This window comes from Butyricimonas faecalis, from assembly GCF_003991565.1.
Taxonomy (GTDB): Bacteria; Bacteroidota; Bacteroidia; order Bacteroidales; family Marinifilaceae; genus Butyricimonas; species Butyricimonas faecalis.
This window is the reverse complement of sequence record NZ_CP032819.1, coordinates 314,910-331,366: the sequence shown is the minus strand read 5'-3', so window position 1 is coordinate 331,366 and position 16,457 is coordinate 314,910. Positions and strand designations below refer to the sequence as shown.

Here is a 16,457-nt window from a genome sequence, read left to right as displayed (position 1 = left end):
ATCGTCTTCATTCTCAATTTTCAATTAATTAAGAATCGGATCTTCCGGGAAATTCGCCCACAGCTTATATCTTCCTCCCAGAGAACTCATGGCCTGTTCCCATAAACCCTCGTTCGGGATGGTAAACAACGTGTTGGTAGGAATCGCTCCCACCATCCAAGAATTCTCCAACAGTTCATTCTCCAACTGACTATCCGTCCAACCACTATATCCTGCAAAGAAACGAATCTCACCTTCTAATATCTTTCCGGCTTTCAACATCTCCGTCAAAGCCTTAAAGTCACCTCCCCAATATATTCCCTTCGCGATCTCTTCCGAGTCCGGTATATCATTTCTCCGGTGGATGTAATACAACTGATTACGCTCCACGGGGCCACCAATATACACGGGAAAATATACACCTTCGAGTTCTTTTACCAACTCGGAAGTCGTGTAAGGTAACGGCTTATTCAATACAAAACCCACGCTCCCACTCGGGTCATGCTCCACCATGTAGACCACGGAACGATTAAAATACTTACCTTCCAGAAAAGGTTCTGCAATCAACACCTTTCCCACCTCAACACGGTCATCGTTGTGACGTATCTGAAACAGATCCTGAAATTCCTTTTCCACTAATTAATATTTTTACAAATCAAATATATCTACTAACTTTGTATTGATAAAGCGTTAATGCAAAGATATAAAAATGTGCAAAATATTTATCATATCACTCCTATCTTTATTTATTAACAGCTTTGCAACAGCGCAGAGTGTTGTCCCGTCCATGATCATGGGTAGGGATACCATACCCCATGTTCTTCTCCATGAAGTAGATGTGGTTGCCCGTTTGAAAAATCCCCGGAAATATGCCCGCCAGCAACAACGCAATTTAAGGATGATTCATAACGTGAAGAAAGTGTTCCCATACGCGAAAATAGCCGCCGCCAAGATCAACGAGATCGAGTATAAACTCGCACAAACGGACTCCGAGGCAAAACGGAAGCAAATTATCAAGCAAGAGTACAAGGAACTCATGCACACCTTCAAGCAACCGTTGATGAAATTAACCGTCACACAGGGAAAGATTCTCGTTCGCCTAATCTACCGGGAGACGAACAACACGTCGTTCAATCACATCAAAGAATACAAGGGAACGGTAAATGCCTATTTTTGGCAATCACTGGCTCTGTTGTTCGGGAATAACCTGAAAGCCGATTACGAACCGAACGGACGGGATCGGGAAATCGAGCAGATCGTACGCACGCTTGAAAAAGAACACTCGTCTCACATCTCCCGGCGATAAATCCTGTTCCCGGCGCTAAAATTACTATTCTTTGATATGATCGGAATTTAAAGTTTATTACTTTTGCCTTATGAAATACGAAGAGATAGTTGCAGATTTAAAAGTAGGAAAATATGCCCCGATTTACTTTTTATCGGGAGAGGAGTCCTATTTCTTGGACGATATAGCGGCACGGATCGAGAAGAATGCCCTCACGGAAGACGAGAAGGCGTTTAACCAAACAATATTATACGGAAACGATGTCTCCATGACTACCGTGACCGACACAGCCCGTCGTTTTCCCATGATGTCACAACGTCAGGTTGTCATTGTCAAGGAAGCCCAGAATATTCGGGACTTTGAGAATTTACTGCCTTATATTGATCATTTGCAACCGACAACAATCCTCGTGTTTCTATATAAAAACAAGAAACCGGATAAACGTAAAGGGGTATTCAAGAAATTAAGCAGTTCTTCACACTGCGTTTATTTCGAATCGGCCAAACTTTATGAAAATAAAATTCCAGACTGGATTATCTCGTACTGCAAAGACAAGAAGTACATGATTTCGTTAAAAGCCGCAGGCATTCTAGCGGAAAGCTTGGGTAACGATTTGAGCAAGGTGGCCAATGAACTGGACAAACTCATGCTCTTGCTTCCCGGAGGCGGTGAAATCAAGGAAAATCTAGTGGAAGAACACACGGGTATTAGCAAGGAATTCAACACGTTCGAACTCACGGCTGCTATCATACAAATGGATCACCTGAAGGCAAACCGTATCGTGAATTATTTCGAAGCCAACCCCAAGAACAACCCGTTGGTACTCACGATCAGTATGTTGTTCCGGTATTTTCTAAACCTGCTGACGTACCACTACCAGAAGAAAACTACCCCTAACCAGCAGGAAATGGCCCGGCTGCTAGGGATTAATCTCTATTTTCTAAAAGATTACACGGAAGGAGCGAAAAGATATAACGCCATGAAATGTGCCAACATTATTTCTTGGTTACGGGAATATGACCTTAAATCAAAAGGTGTCGGTAACGCTAACATTTCTGACGGGGAACTATTGAAAGAACTGATATTTAAGATAATGCATTGAAATTCGCTTGTGGTGAATTTCAGACTACAGGTTAAATGAAAGAACTACTCCCTCCTTACACAGGAGGGGGAAACGGACGCAAAAAGACGCTGTAATGTTACAACATATTCTCCCCCTGTGTAACCTTAGCTTTGTATCATGAAAAGTAAATGGAATAAAAAAGTAATATTTATATTTGTAAAGTATGAACTAATTTGAAAGAAAGGAAACCGAGGTGTGAACCGTGAGCTGTGTTTGAAAACAGCTTCATCCCCCTATTTGGACACCTTGGCTTTCTTGAACGGGGACCTGTATAAGAAATTAACTTTCTTGTTGTTAAGGTTTTTAGGTGACGTTCAATATCCTTTCCCTCTTCAAATTGCTAAACACAAAGATATGGAAAACTTTTATTTTATCGGGGTAGACGTTAGTAAAAAGAAACTTGATTTTTGCGTGTTGCTAAACGGCACGATAGTTCTTGAAGAAGTAGTAAACAATAACATCCCGTCGATACGTCGTTTCCTGGAAACGTTCTTGGTTGATTTTAAAACCTCGATCGATAACCTGCTAGTCTGTGCCGAGCACACGGGGCAGTACACCTTCCCCCTGTCAATCGCTTGCCAGTCTCTCTCTTGTGGTTTATGGCTTGAAAATCCAGCGCAGATCAAGTATTCTTCGGGCTTCTCACGTGGGAAGAATGACAAGGTCGATGCTCACCGAATCGCTCGCTACGCCTCTCGTTTCAGTGACAACGCTCGTTATTACCAGCGTCCTCGGGAAGAGATCGAGCGCCTCAAGCAGTTAAGGAACGAGCAAGACCTTTACAAGTCGGACTTGGCCAAGTACAAGGGGCAACTCTCCGACCAACGAGAGTTCATGCTTGATCGAGTCTATCAAGAGAAGGCTCAAAGACTGGAACGGTTGATAGAAGAGCTGGAAAAATTGATCAAAGATATCGATCTACTCGTCGAGACAATTATCCGTTCCTGCCGTGTTCTCTGGCGGCAGCGGGAGTTGTTGCTATCAGTCGAGGGGGTTGGGCCGAGTGTCGCCCTTTGCTTGATCATCGAGACTGAAGCGTTCACGCGCTTCGATGATCCCCGCAAGTTCGCCTGTCATGCCGGGGTAGCACCTTTCCGTTACACCTCGGGAAGCAGTCAACATTCCAGGAACAAGGTATCCCAGCGGGCGAACAAGCAAATCAAGACGTTGTTACACATGGCTGCCTTGTCGATCACGGGAAGGAAGTCTGGTGAGTTAAAGGCGTATTACGAGAGAAAGGTTAAGGAAGGAAAGAACAAGATGACGGTCATTAACGCGATCAGGGCAAAGCTGATCGCGAGAATGTTTGCTGTCATCAAAAAAGATCAATTTTATACCCCTGTTTATTCATGAAATATTTGCATAAATCATAAGAATAGGGGGAGTTAGAGGGGGTAGTTTAGAAATTAAAAGATAAAAATTGAAAATGAAAAAGGCTATATTTTTGGATCGAGACGGAACCATCAATTCTGATGAAGGACATTACTACATATACAAAATTGAAGACTTTGTTTTCAATCCCGGTGTCATTGACGGTATTCGTCGACTGAACGAAGCAGGTTATTTGATTATTGTCGTTACCAACCAAGGTGGAGTTGCCAAAGGAGAATACACGGTAGAAGACGTTGAAAATCTTCACGCACACATGTGCAAGGAACTGGAAAAACACGGGGCTCACGTGGACAAAATATACTATTGTCCCCATCACAGCAGCATCGCCCCTTGCCCATGCCGAAAACCATCACCTTACATGATAGAACAGGCCATCCGGGAATTTGACATTGACAAATCCACCTCATGGTTAATCGGGGATGGTTCCCGGGACATCGAGGCCGCCGAGGCTGCCGGAATCCGAGGAATTAAAATACCTAAAAACAGCGACTTAACCTCCGTTATTGATTCCATTCTCAAGCAATAAAAAGATAAACGTACGCCATGTTCGAAATCTTGTTTGCCTTACTACCCATGGCCATACTAATCATATCCATGGGAATATGCAAATGGCCCGGGGACAAGAGTAGCCTGCTTACCCTCGCCATCACTGTTATTTTAGCCGTTTTCGCCTTTGGAACACCTGTACAAGAAATCGGTTCAACATTGATAAACAGTACAGCACGTGCCTGCATCACCATTCTTTCTGTCATTTGGATGGCCGTGTTCAGCTATAATATTCTGTTAGATTCCGGTAAAATTGAAATACTAAAAAAACAGTTGGCAGCTATCTCCACGGATAAAAGTGTACAAGTATTACTAATCACGTGGGGATTCGGCGGGTTATTAGAAGGGATGGCCGGTTATGGAACCTCGGTAGCCATCCCAGCCGCCATACTTGTAACACTTGGATTTCGCCCGTTGTTTGCCGTGCTCGTGAGCCTCATCGCCAACAGCGAACCCACGACATTCGGGGCCGTCGGCATAGCGGAAACCGTTCTCATGGAAGAAACCGGCTGCCCGTTACCGGAATTATGCAAGGCAACCATCCAACAACTATATCCTTTCATATTCTTAATCCCGATCACGTTGGCTATATTGGCTGACAGACGTCGCCAAGCATTAATAAAAAACATTTTACTCGGTACCCTTGTCGGGGGCACATCTTTCCTCGCTCAATACGTTACTGCCGTATATCTCGGTCCGGAAATGCCGGCCATTCTAGGCAGCATTTGTTCCATCATTGCCATTATAGCGTGGAGTAAATGGAGTGGAAGGGGTAAAAAAGATACCCTCCCCACGCAACATTCGTCCCGACAAATATACAAGGCATGGAGTGTTTACGGCCTTATCATTTTCTTTATATTACTAGCCATTCCCTTCAATTTTAGGGCTACGAGTTTATTGCTTTTTGCCGGAGCTTTTATCGGGGGACAGATACAGGGGGTAAGCACAAGCAGGCAGTTCAAATTATTAGGCAAAACCCTCGTACAAATCCGCAGTACCGTTATCATGGTCATTGCTCTAGTCGGTATATCCGCACTCATGGAACTATCCGGAATGGTACAATTACTTGCCGACACCCTAACCACCTTCTCTGGGAAGTATTACGCTTTCTGGTCTCCTTTAATCGGGGAAACAGGGACATTTATCACGGGTAGCGGAACCTCCGCAAACATCCTTTTCGGAAAACTACAAGCAGGAATTGCCGCCAACATGAACATTGATCCCTCTTGGCTTGCCGCGGCCAACACGACAGGCACTACCGCCGGGAAAATCATCTCCCCCCAAAGTATTGCCATCGCCGCCTCCGCGTGCCAGTTACAAGGCCAAGAAGGAGAAATCCTAAAACAAGCCTTTCCCTACGCACTCGTGTATGGTATATTATTGGGAATTATCGTATTTATGGGGTAATCAGAAAGCCGCTAACAACAAATCAATATCCCTGGAAACCAACCCATAACGATCGGCAATCACTCGTTTGGTCAACACTCCGTTATAAACGTACACCCCGTGTCGCAAGCCCTTATCATTTTTTATGGCGGCATTAAAACCTCCCGTCTGGGAAATCTTATCAAACAAAGGAGTGAATAAATTACTATAGGCAATAGAAGCCGTACGAGCCACCCTCGACGGAACATTCGGAACACAATAATGGATTACCCCGTTATACACATAAGTCGGATTCTCGTGGGTAGTCGGACCAGACGTTTCGATACACCCGCCATGCCCAATGGACATATCCACGATTACCGCCCCTTGTTTCATCAGCCTCACCTGTTCTTCAGACACGGTGACACCCAAATCATCATCAAAAAAGCGCAATGCCCCGATCAGCACATCGGCCGACAATAACGCCCGTTCCAAAACCGGCTTATGAAAAACAGAAGTATATACCCGTTGCCCCAGACAATGATTTATCCGGCGTAAACGTTCCAACGAATGATCAAAAACCTTCACCTCTGCCCCCAAAGCCAACGCCGTGCGAGCCGCGTATTCACCCAAAGTCCCGGCACCTAATATAACGACCTCCGCGGGCGTGATTCCCGTCACCCCGCCTAGCAAAATCCCTTTCCCTTCCCGGGAATTACTTAGATACTCGCTAGCGATCATAATGGCCGAACTTCCTGAAATCTCGCTCATCATTTGCACCACGGGATACCCCCCGTTTTCATCTTTCAGAATATCAAACCCGACAGCCGTCACCTTCTTCTGCATCATCTCTACAACAGCCTCTTTTCGTAACTCAAAAAGCTCGATGGGGGACAAAATAACCTGTCGGTCATGCATCATCTCCACGTCTCCTTGCGTCACTGGAGTCGGTTTAAGAATAATATCCGCCGTGTACACTTCCTCACAAGTATCCACCATCTGGGCTCCCGCATCAGCATACTCCCGGTCATGGTAATGTGCCGCCTCTCCGGCTCCCCGTTGCACCATTATCGTGTGCCCCATGTCAACCATGACAGACACAGCCTCAGGGGTTAAACACACCCGGTTCTCCCGTCGCTCGGTCTCATTGGGTAAACCAATTGTCAATCGTTTCTGCCGGTATTCCGCGAATACCTCTTTTTCTTGATATAAAAACCACTCCCGATCAATCTGGGCTCCCGATAATTTACCCGAGTTATCCATAACCTGTATTTTATAGTTTTTCTTCAATCACCAACTCTCTCCGGCCATCTGCCAACTCAGAGAATTTACAAATCAACGTGTTTTCCGGCAACAGAGCCTCCACCATCTCCGGCCACTCGATAAAACAACGATTCCCGCTATAAAAATATTCCTCGTAACCGAAATCCATTGCCTCCTCGATACTCTTCACCCGATAGAAATCGAAATGAAAAAGCGACTCTCCCGTTGCTGCCAAATACTCGTTCACGATAGCAAACGTTGGGGAATTTACATCATCCTCTACTCCCAAACATTCGGCCACAGCCTTCACGAAAGTGGTCTTCCCCACTCCCATAGGCCCGTATAGAGCATATATTTTGTTGTCCCCGGTACTTTCCAAAAACTCCTTTGCAACCCGCTTCAAATCATCAACACTGTCAATTATCCAGCGCATAAACTTTTCTCTATTTTTATGAATCGATTAATTACCTTTGTCATATACACGATTGAAGTATACCACAAAGGTAATTATAAGTAAACGAAAAAACGAAACTAAAAGTTAGAATCTCCCCTACTTCTCAACCTCTTCAACAATCTCACCTTGTTGTCCGGCATCCGTGATTTTATCTTCCGTGGCGGCTCCTTTCAGGAATGTTGGCAAATTCATCCCTGCCATGTTGAACAAATCATTCAACGGTGGAACCGATTTCATCATCCCGGAAATAAAATTAGCCGTGGATGTATTCCCGTTACCGGCATTATTACCATCCCAAACTGTAATTTTGTCAATCTTTATATTCTTAACAGCCTCCACTTGCGTTTTCACCAATTCCGGTAACTTATCGGTAATTAACATCATTACCGCCTTATCCGGATCTCCGGCCGCGGCCTTCACGATCTGTGCATATCCTTCCGCCTGTTTCGTCAACACCTCGTACAACCCTCGTGCTTCGGCATCCATCTTGGCAAAGATGGCGTCAGCCTCTCCTTTTGCCAACCGGCGCAAACGTTCGGCCTCGGCTTCTGCATCAATAATAGCTTTCTCTTTATCAATCTGTGCAGGAACCACGATATTGGCCGCCTGCGTGGCTTTCTCTCTCTCGGCACGGGCAATTTCAGCCTCTTTCTCTGCCATGTAAGCCTCTTCCAAAGCCTTCGCCGCTTGTACCTTCTCTGCAGCAATAGCCTTACGGGCTGCCTCGGCCTCCCTCTCCCGACGGATGGCGTCCGAGTCGGCAATCAATATCTTCGCGTTATTCTCTCCTTCCACCGCGGTTGCATTAGCTTCTGCCGTCCGAATACGAGTATCCCGCACAGTTTCCGCGATACGAATATCTTTATCCCGATCCGCCTCGGCCTTACCAATTTCACCGAACCGATTCTGCTCGGCCACACTTTTCTTGGCATCATTGATCGCCTTCGCTGCCGCTTCTTTTCCCAAGGCCTCGATATACCCGGATTCATCCCGCAAGTCAGTCACATTCACGTTAATCAATTTCAAACCGATCTTCCGCAACTCCGCTTCCACGTTGGCACTCACGTTAGCCAAGAACTTATCCCGGTCGGAATTGATTTCCTCGATATCCATCGTGGCTATCACCAAACGCAACTGCCCGAACAGAATATCTTTCGCCAAATCCTGAATATTTTCCTGCCGTTGTCCCAACAAACGCTCTGCCGCGTTCGTCATGCTATCCGGCTCGGTAGAAATACCCACCGTAAAACGACAAGGAACATCCACCCGAATATTTTGTTTACTCAACGCGTTCGTCAAATTACACTCGATAGAGATCGGCGTCAGATCCAAAAATGAATAACTCTGGAACACCGGCCAAATAAAAGCAGCCCCACCATGAATACAACGTGCAGAACTCACTCCCCCGGTCGCGTTCTTACCGGTCAGCCCATACACGACAAGAATCTTATCTGACGGACAACGTTTATAACGGGACAAAATCGCCGCAAACGTAACAAACAACACCGCCACGACGGCTACAATCAAATACAAACTTCCTTCCATACTTTCCATATATTCCTAAGTATTAATAATAAATAGTCATTCAAAAACGCTCCACGAGCAAGGTACTGTCGTTAACCACCTCCACCACTTTAATCGGGGCTCCCGTCTCCAATTCCTCGCCTGCTGTCAAGGCATCAAATTCCCGTATGGCACCTTGTATCGAAATCTGTACCTTTCCCTCTCCCCGTTTTTCTCCCGGAATCTTCAGGTACACGTTCCCTTTACACCCCACAGCATTTGCCACATGGATCGTTCCGCTTTGCTCCATGCGACTCATAAACCTGAAAATAGCCATCACCGCCATCACGAGCAGCACGCCAACCACGGCCGACACGAGAATCAACACGAACTGATTCGCTATCGCTTTCTCAAAAGAGATAATCGACCAACCGAACCCCAGCAGGAAATTGATGAAATTACGGAACGTAAACAACTGAAAAGGACCGCTATCCCCGTCTGCCGTCGTATCCGCGCTCACGTCAACATCCATCCCTCCATCTGTATCCATCCCGATAAAAGTCATGATAGTCTGTATAACAAATACCAAACTGGCAAATAGCGTGATGCACCACACCGATTGCATAAATAATCCCAGAGAACTCCACCATTCTTCCATTGTATCAAATTTTAATTAGACAATACCCATCCCCCATCCTCATGCACCTAACTACACAAATATAAGCATTTTTACAAGATTTCCCGCTCTTTATTAAAATTAAATACACATTCTCTTTGACAACTATTTATTCAGAAAAAACAAGTTTAAAAGCAGAAAAAAAAGAGAAGTAGCATCGCACCTTCTCCTTTTACAAAAGAAATGGGGATTACCAAACTACCCCCTCCAACTCCTGCTTACACAGGGGGAGGGTTGATTCGGTAATCCTCATTCCCTTTTAATCCGCGATCCGTGAAAACCTGTAAGAAAGCGTGTAGTTCCCCTTCATGGGAATATTCTTGTCAAAATTACGATCCCCGGAATAGAACGGATCACTGACATAATCATAGGTCTCTTGCAAAAAGTCCTTGGGAACATATTGTACAATCCTCACTTCCAAGATATCTCCGTCCTCCAAAATTCGAAAATCAACCTCTGCCGGGGCATAATTCTGGTAGTCCGGAGAAAAGTTCAGATTTACCTTACTGAAATCCGTCCTCAAAACAGAACGATGTAATCCCCATTCATTCATTTCCGACGGTAAATAAATTTGTTCATTCACAATATCCCGAACCGTCACCTCTGCCCCATCACAAAAATAGTTGACCAGATCACCCGTGAGCTTATCCGTCCGGATAACATGCTTACCCCCCGTTTTCTCGAATACTAAAATATCGCTCGCTACACATTCGGGCAGATTCTTCACACCCTCCGTATCTCCGGCCATACTGGCTGTACTTGTCACGTAATCCTTGCTCGAAAACTCCTTGAATTTCCATGATCCGACAAGATCATCAAAACCAACAGGTCCATTTATCGTGATATATGCCCGGTTATTAGAAAGTGAAATCATAAAATTATCTGTTTCCACGAGGCGAAGAATAACTTTATCTTTTCCCTCCTCCTTCTTCAAGAACTTCAGCTTCACCCGAGCCATATAGTCATCCTTCTGGTAAACAAACTGTTTCTCCCCTCCTTCTATTTCATAGTGGGTTCCCAATACAGCCGTGGAGGCCGGATCAATTTCAAAAGGGATGGAAATATCGTAAGAAGGCTTCGTGTACTTGCTGCCTCCGATATGCAACAAAGCAGCGACCTCCATTTCCGTGTATAAATTATACTCCGTGGAAAGAAAAGACGACGTGAACGGACTTTTAGTCTCAATCGGAATCATCGTTTGCCTGTAAATACCGGGTACATATCCGGCAACCTCTTGCAATGTCAAATGAATCTCCCTTCCCTCGGTCATATTTGTCACCGGGGTGATCGTTATGATGGCCGAATCCAACCCGGCCTGCACGACAAATTCATGAGCAGAAAGCGAATAATCAATCCCTTCCTCCCCGGTTCCCGCCACGGTAAAAGGAACGGTAATATCTGCCTGTGCGGGCTCCGACAAACGAACCTCCACATTCAAAGATTCACTGGCCGGGAGAATATAATAAGGCCTTCTAAAAGAAACATCCGGTCCTTTATTACCATCGTCCGAGCAACCTGTCATCCCAACCCAGCAACTAACCACTATCAATATAAACAATACTTTTCGCATGATCTTCTGTTTTATAAATTCACAACTATTCTTCACCCGCCCGATCTGCCACGGCTTGATCGAAAATGGCTCTTTCCGCCTCAAGAGCGTCTTGTTCCTCGTAAGTTAATCGTGAAGTGGGAATAACGATATTTGTATCAAACACATCCTCTATACGGGGTGTCAACTCGTCGCTATTATCACAAGCCGATAATAAAAGAGAAAACAAGAAAATACATAATATATACTTCATACCTTACAATTTTTAAACTATTCATAACCTTCATTCTGCACCAAATTCGGATTAACACGTAAATCCTGTTGCCATAAAGGGAACGTGTACAAATATTTCCATGTCGTGTATTTTATCCCGTTATATCCTACCCAAAACTCCGGACGTCCGTTCCGTTTCAGTTCAAACCAACGATCACCCTCCATGTACAACTCCTTACGCCGTTCATTCAATATCGAGGACATCAAAGGGGTCAAAGCCTCACCTTCCGCGTCAACCGTCACTAAAGCAGAATCGTCAACTGCCGGCAAAGAAGACCTTGTCAGAGGCACGTAATCCGTGATCCGTTTTGCCCGCAAATTATTCAAATACAACAAAGCATTGTCCTCATCCTGCAAATGAGCGTAACTTTCCGCCAGGATCAAACACATCTCCGCGGAACGAATTTGCATATTCAACCTTTTGGTATTCAAAAATGTCTTATCAAAAAACAACTTGTAACGAATATCCTTTTCTTTCTCCGTAAACAATTCCGCGAATTTAAGACTCACGGGTCGACGACGCGAATCCGTGGAATAACGGGCTTGGAAAGCCGTAGACAAACTCCCCCGGTTATACGAACATAAAATCACGTTTCCCGGTTTCGTCGCTAAAGGCGGTGTTGACTGGATCATAGCCTTATACTCCTCTCCTTCAATCAACGGGTATTTATCTAAAAGCTCTTTGGCCGTCGACACTGCATTTTTCCAATCTTGCGCCCAGAAATACGTTTTCGCCAAATAAGCCTTGGCCACGTCAACCGTGAATATATATTTCTCGTCCACCTGATTCAAAGAGATAGCCTTTTTCAAATCTTCAACGATAAAATCCACGGTCTCCTGTATATTTCCTCGCCCCGGTTTTGCCTCCATGTCGAAATGATCCACGATCGGGACTCCCATAATCTCGGTTGCCCTTTGTTTTTCGTAAGGCTCGCACAACTCCCGCATCATATTATAATACACCACCGCACGCAAGGTATAGGCTATTGCCGTGATCTTTTTATCCAACTCCGAATCCTTTCCTTTCACATTATCCAACACGACATTCGCGTCCTTCACGACCTGGAATAAATTATTAAACCGGTATATGGCTGAACTGATATAAGACCCCACGTAAATTGGAGTATTTTTAACCGATGTAGAAAGACTGGCATTCAGATTATCGGAAAAACACTCCCAACGAAGCACATCATTAAAATTTCCCAGAATCTTTTCGGATGTACCGGCCTCTATGTTATACAAATGCGTGTGTAACAAAGACGCGTAGTCCTCCGTTGTTTCCGGCAATATCTCCCCGTAAGTCTTCGTCTTCAGATATTCATCACAGGACACGCAAAACCCGGAAAGAACCAGTAAAACATAAACAATATATCTTTTCATAACCTGCTATTTTTAAAAACCGATATTAATTCCCAATGCTATCGAACGCGTGATCGGATAAGTCGTCCCGGGAGTCTCCGGGTCAATACCCGAATAATTCGTGAAGGTGAAGAAATTACTCATCATGAACGAAAAGCCCAACGACGACACCCCCACGTGGGTCAACCAGCGTTTCGGTAAATTATAACTCAATGAAATATCCCGGATTCTCAAATAAGAAACATTCTCCAGAAAACTACCCAATGTAATATCCGAGGAGGTCGGGTTATATTGATCCAGGTACAATTTATTCCCGAAAGGATCAATAATTCTGGGATACTTGGCATCAATGTTATCCTTCGTCCAGCGATCCGTCATCTCCTTTCTCACGTTCAAGTGATTACGATACAGATCACTATAAGCCGTCTGTGGTCTCTCCTGCGCGTAATACGAATAGGAAACACTCTCGTAGCTCACGGGAGAAGAAACCTGGTTTCTAATCTTTGCCCCGAAAGAATAAGAACCTCCGACACTGCATGACAAATTCTTATAACCGAAACGCAGGGTAAACCCTCCCGTGATCGGGGCGATGGAGGTACCCAAATAATAACGGTAATTCACAATAGATTTCAAATCAGAAGCCTCTTTCACCACGGCGTCCGGACGCAATTTATACATATAAATCCCGTCATAGGGATCAATCCCCAGTTCCTTTCCACCAAAAATTGATTCCAACGGGTAACCGACATACTTCCCTTCACTGATAGTTCCCGATGGAGAAGAAAACTTTGACAGCACGTTTCTGTTCCAGGCAATATTTCCCGAGAAACTCAACCTATAATCCCGCCGATCGATAACCTTCACGCCTAAAGTTGCCTCCACCCCTTTATTCTCTATATCCGACGCGTTATAACTCTGAGCATTATACCCCGTCGAAGAAACAACCCGTACGCGGGAAATCACATCCGTACTCTTCCGCCAATACCCCTCAACTAACCCGGTAACACGGTCACCAAACAAACCAAAATCCAAAGCCACCTTCACATCCCTTGTCTTTTCCCAACGCAAATGAGGATTCGGAGCCTTATTAATCGATCCCATGATCAGATTATTCCAATACCTGTTGGCGTTATACTTGATCACAAGTTCCTTCAAAACTCCCTGCACGACATTCCCCGTAAATCCGGTTGCCACCCGAAGAGTCAAGCGGTTCAACACCGGACGTAAAGATTGCATGAAATCCTCGTCATCCACGTGCCAAGCAAACCCCAATGACCACGTCGGGTTAAACTGTTCCTTACTACCGAAATTATTCGAACCATCCGTGCGGAAAGAGGCATTCAGGATATAACGTCCCAGGTAGCCATACTCCGTGGATACGTAAAAAGAAGCATACTTATTCTCCGACCGGGACATTCCTGACAATCCATCAATCAAGCCCGTGTACCAGCTCGATCCGTAACTATTATCACCTTCCGGTGGTTCAGGCATACTCGCCAATCCCGTTTTCTCATCATACCCGTAACGTTTCACCGCGACACGTTTACTTTTAGAACCGCGTAACTCCGCCCCGGCCAACACGTTAAGATAATGATCCTCAAACGTGTTCGTGTATGAAAAATGTCCGCGCACGTTATATTGTTCCCCGTCCGTAGTCGACTGGGATATAGAACCGTATAGATTCTGGGTTTTATTATTCGTGTCAAAACTCAACCGATCCACGAAAGCGGCATACGACTCTCGACCCAAAATACTTTCCTCCCGGTTATTCGTGTAGCCATAAGAAGCCAACCCGGAAAAAGTCAACGATTTAAAAATTTCAACATCCAGGCTGAATTGTCCGGACACGGAAAACTTCTTTCCTTCACTCGAAGTCTCCTCCATCTCCCGCAATATATTAAACCCGGCCGTGGGTTGATTTTCCGGTGTTATCGCACCTTCATTAATAGACGTCAGATTAAAATAAGTCATATCAGGCCGGAAACTGCCGTCCTCGTTATACGGACGCTCGTACGGATTAGCAAAATAAGCGTATTTAAACGGATCAACATTCATACTAGGCCCGTCAGACACAAGATTCGACACCCGTAAACCCATTCCCATCTTTACCCGTGTCGACGGGGATGCATTCACTTTCAAATTCACCGTGTACCGATCGTAACTATCCTCTTTCAACAAACCATCCTGATGAGCGTATCCCACCGAGGCATAATAAGCCAGCGAATTTCCACCCCCGGAAAAAGAAAAGTTATGCGTCATATCGAAAGAATTTCTGAATATCACGTCAAACCAATCCGTGGAATGAGACGCCAGATCACGGATATACGCGTCCTGCTCGCTTGCCGTCATCGGTTCAAAACCCTCATCGGTCCATAACATCCCGTTACGCCCGAGCTTGTTGGAACGCAACATCCCGACAACACCGACTACCGGGTAATGAGGCGCGTTCGACGCGTATTGATCTGCCGCGAACTCATCCCACAACTCCTGTTCCCACGCCAACTTTTCCGAGGCATTCATCAACCCGGCATCCCGTTGAGGCTTCAAGCCGAGTCCGAAATGAGCCGAATAATTCATTCTCATTTTTCCCGGAGCCCCCTGCTTCGTCGTTATGACAACGACACCTCCCGCGGCCCGGGAACCGTAAATAGCGGCAGCGGCAGCATCTTTCAAGAACGTGATATTCTCGATATCATTCGGGTTAATACCCGCTATTCCATTCACGAAAATCTCGTTAAAGTTTTCCGACTTCACCTGATCCAGCGAGATTTCAGGCAACTCGTCCTGCACGGGTACCCCGTCAATTACCCACAAGGGTTCCGCGTTACCGGTAATCGTGTTGGTTCCCCGAATCCTAACTTTAGCTGACGAACCGGGGCGTCCCGAATTTGCCGTCACGGCCACCCCGGCCACCAGACCTTGCAACAAATTATCCACGGACACCGGAATCCGATTTTCCAGCTCCTCCCTTCCCAACACGGCCACGGACCCCGTCGCGCGTCGCTTGGTCGTCGTCCCGTAACCCGTGATAACCACCTCCTCCAATTCGTCCACATTCTCTTCCATCACGACACGCACCTCTTTACGGACATCACTGACAGCAACCTCCTGGGATTTCATACCGACAAAAGAAAATACAAGGACAACACTCTTCCGGTTCATCACAGGCAACGTGAAACGTCCCGCCGTATCCGTCACGACACCCGAAGTCGTTCCCTTGATCAACACGGTCACTCCCGGCAAAACATTCCCGCGGGTATCCCGCACGACACCCTTCAGCAATTCCTGTTCAACAGTCTGACGCCCTTCTTCCTTCACCCGCACGATGGCAATAACGCCATTCATCAACTCGTAAGTATACCCGCTACCTTGCAATATACTTGTCAATAAATCACCTAAACTGACATTTTCCAAATGCAGGGAAACATTACCCACGCGTTCCAAATCATTTCCATTGTAAAGGAAACCTTTTCCTGTCAACCGTTCCACCTTCTTAATACACGTTTTCAAATTGGCATTTTCCACCTGATACTCGGCGATTTGTTGAGCTTTTATCCCGGAAAATCCATTCAAATGAAACGCGAAAAGAAAAATCAGTAAATACCTCATGGCAAGAAATGTCCGATTTCCTCTCAAAGGAATGACGAATTCCCTACACCTTGTCTTTTTTTTCATAACTTTGTAGAGTTT

General features: G+C 45.5%; 14 protein-coding genes. 5 read left to right on the top strand and 9 right to left on the bottom strand.

Annotation, left to right across the window (positions count from 1 at the left end; translation table 11 throughout):
* Positions 1-24: 24 nt before the first annotated feature.
* On the bottom strand, positions 25-615 hold the full coding sequence (locus tag D8S85_RS01355) for a YqgE/AlgH family protein (RefSeq protein ID WP_106624471.1): 591 nt from the start codon (positions 613-615) through the stop codon (positions 25-27).
* A gap of 73 nt (positions 616-688) precedes the next feature.
* Between D8S85_RS01355 and D8S85_RS01350 the strand changes: the two genes are divergently transcribed.
* From D8S85_RS01350 to D8S85_RS01330, 5 genes are all read left to right on the top strand, one after another.
* Positions 689-1,285 carry a DUF4294 domain-containing protein gene (locus tag D8S85_RS01350; RefSeq protein WP_106624470.1) on the top strand — a complete coding sequence of 199 codons (597 nt, stop codon included), beginning with the start codon at positions 689-691 and terminating at the stop codon, positions 1,283-1,285.
* A gap of 70 nt (positions 1,286-1,355) precedes the next feature.
* A complete protein-coding gene (gene holA / locus D8S85_RS01345; protein WP_127074728.1) occupies positions 1,356-2,366 on the top strand; it encodes a DNA polymerase III subunit delta in 1,011 nt (336 codons plus the stop codon).
* Between the two features lie 375 nt (positions 2,367-2,741).
* The gene (locus tag D8S85_RS01340; RefSeq protein WP_106625029.1) at positions 2,742-3,740 is read left to right on the top strand and encodes an IS110 family RNA-guided transposase; all 999 of its coding nucleotides are present in this window, start codon (positions 2,742-2,744) and stop codon (positions 3,738-3,740) included.
* A gap of 73 nt (positions 3,741-3,813) precedes the next feature.
* A complete protein-coding gene (locus D8S85_RS01335; protein ID WP_127074727.1) occupies positions 3,814-4,305 on the top strand; it encodes a D-glycero-alpha-D-manno-heptose-1,7-bisphosphate 7-phosphatase in 492 nt (163 codons plus the stop codon).
* Positions 4,306-4,322: 17 nt separating this feature from the next.
* The gene (locus tag D8S85_RS01330; RefSeq protein WP_106624467.1) at positions 4,323-5,732 is read left to right on the top strand and encodes an L-lactate permease; all 1,410 of its coding nucleotides are present in this window, start codon (positions 4,323-4,325) and stop codon (positions 5,730-5,732) included.
* On the opposite strand, the gene D8S85_RS01325 is transcribed toward D8S85_RS01330, so the two are convergent.
* From D8S85_RS01325 to D8S85_RS01290, 8 genes are all read right to left on the bottom strand, one after another.
* Complete coding sequence (locus tag D8S85_RS01325) at positions 5,733-6,953, bottom strand: alanine dehydrogenase (RefSeq protein WP_106624466.1); 1,221 nt, start codon at positions 6,951-6,953, stop codon at positions 5,733-5,735.
* A gap of 10 nt (positions 6,954-6,963) precedes the next feature.
* Positions 6,964-7,386 carry a tRNA (adenosine(37)-N6)-threonylcarbamoyltransferase complex ATPase subunit type 1 TsaE gene (gene tsaE, locus D8S85_RS01320; RefSeq protein ID WP_106624465.1) on the bottom strand — a complete coding sequence of 141 codons (423 nt, stop codon included), beginning with the start codon at positions 7,384-7,386 and terminating at the stop codon, positions 6,964-6,966.
* Between the two features lie 117 nt (positions 7,387-7,503).
* Positions 7,504-8,952 carry a flotillin family protein gene (locus tag D8S85_RS01315; protein ID WP_106625222.1) on the bottom strand — a complete coding sequence of 483 codons (1,449 nt, stop codon included), beginning with the start codon at positions 8,950-8,952 and terminating at the stop codon, positions 7,504-7,506.
* A 40-nt stretch (positions 8,953-8,992) separates the two neighbouring features.
* Positions 8,993-9,568, bottom strand: coding sequence for a hypothetical protein (locus D8S85_RS01310; RefSeq protein ID WP_106624464.1), 576 nt, complete (start codon positions 9,566-9,568; stop codon positions 8,993-8,995).
* 277 nt (positions 9,569-9,845) lie between these two features.
* Positions 9,846-11,156, bottom strand: a complete 1,311-nt coding sequence (locus tag D8S85_RS01305; RefSeq protein WP_106624463.1) for a hypothetical protein — start codon at positions 11,154-11,156, stop codon at positions 9,846-9,848.
* Between the two features lie 25 nt (positions 11,157-11,181).
* Entirely contained in the window at positions 11,182-11,388 is a 207-nt protein-coding gene (locus tag D8S85_RS01300) for a hypothetical protein (protein WP_106624462.1), read from the bottom strand.
* A 17-nt stretch (positions 11,389-11,405) separates the two neighbouring features.
* A complete protein-coding gene (locus D8S85_RS01295; RefSeq protein WP_127074726.1) occupies positions 11,406-12,788 on the bottom strand; it encodes a RagB/SusD family nutrient uptake outer membrane protein in 1,383 nt (460 codons plus the stop codon).
* 12 nt (positions 12,789-12,800) lie between these two features.
* Positions 12,801-16,442 carry a SusC/RagA family TonB-linked outer membrane protein gene (locus D8S85_RS01290; RefSeq protein ID WP_240648785.1) on the bottom strand — a complete coding sequence of 1,214 codons (3,642 nt, stop codon included), beginning with the start codon at positions 16,440-16,442 and terminating at the stop codon, positions 12,801-12,803.
* Between the last annotated feature and the right edge of the window lie 15 nt (positions 16,443-16,457).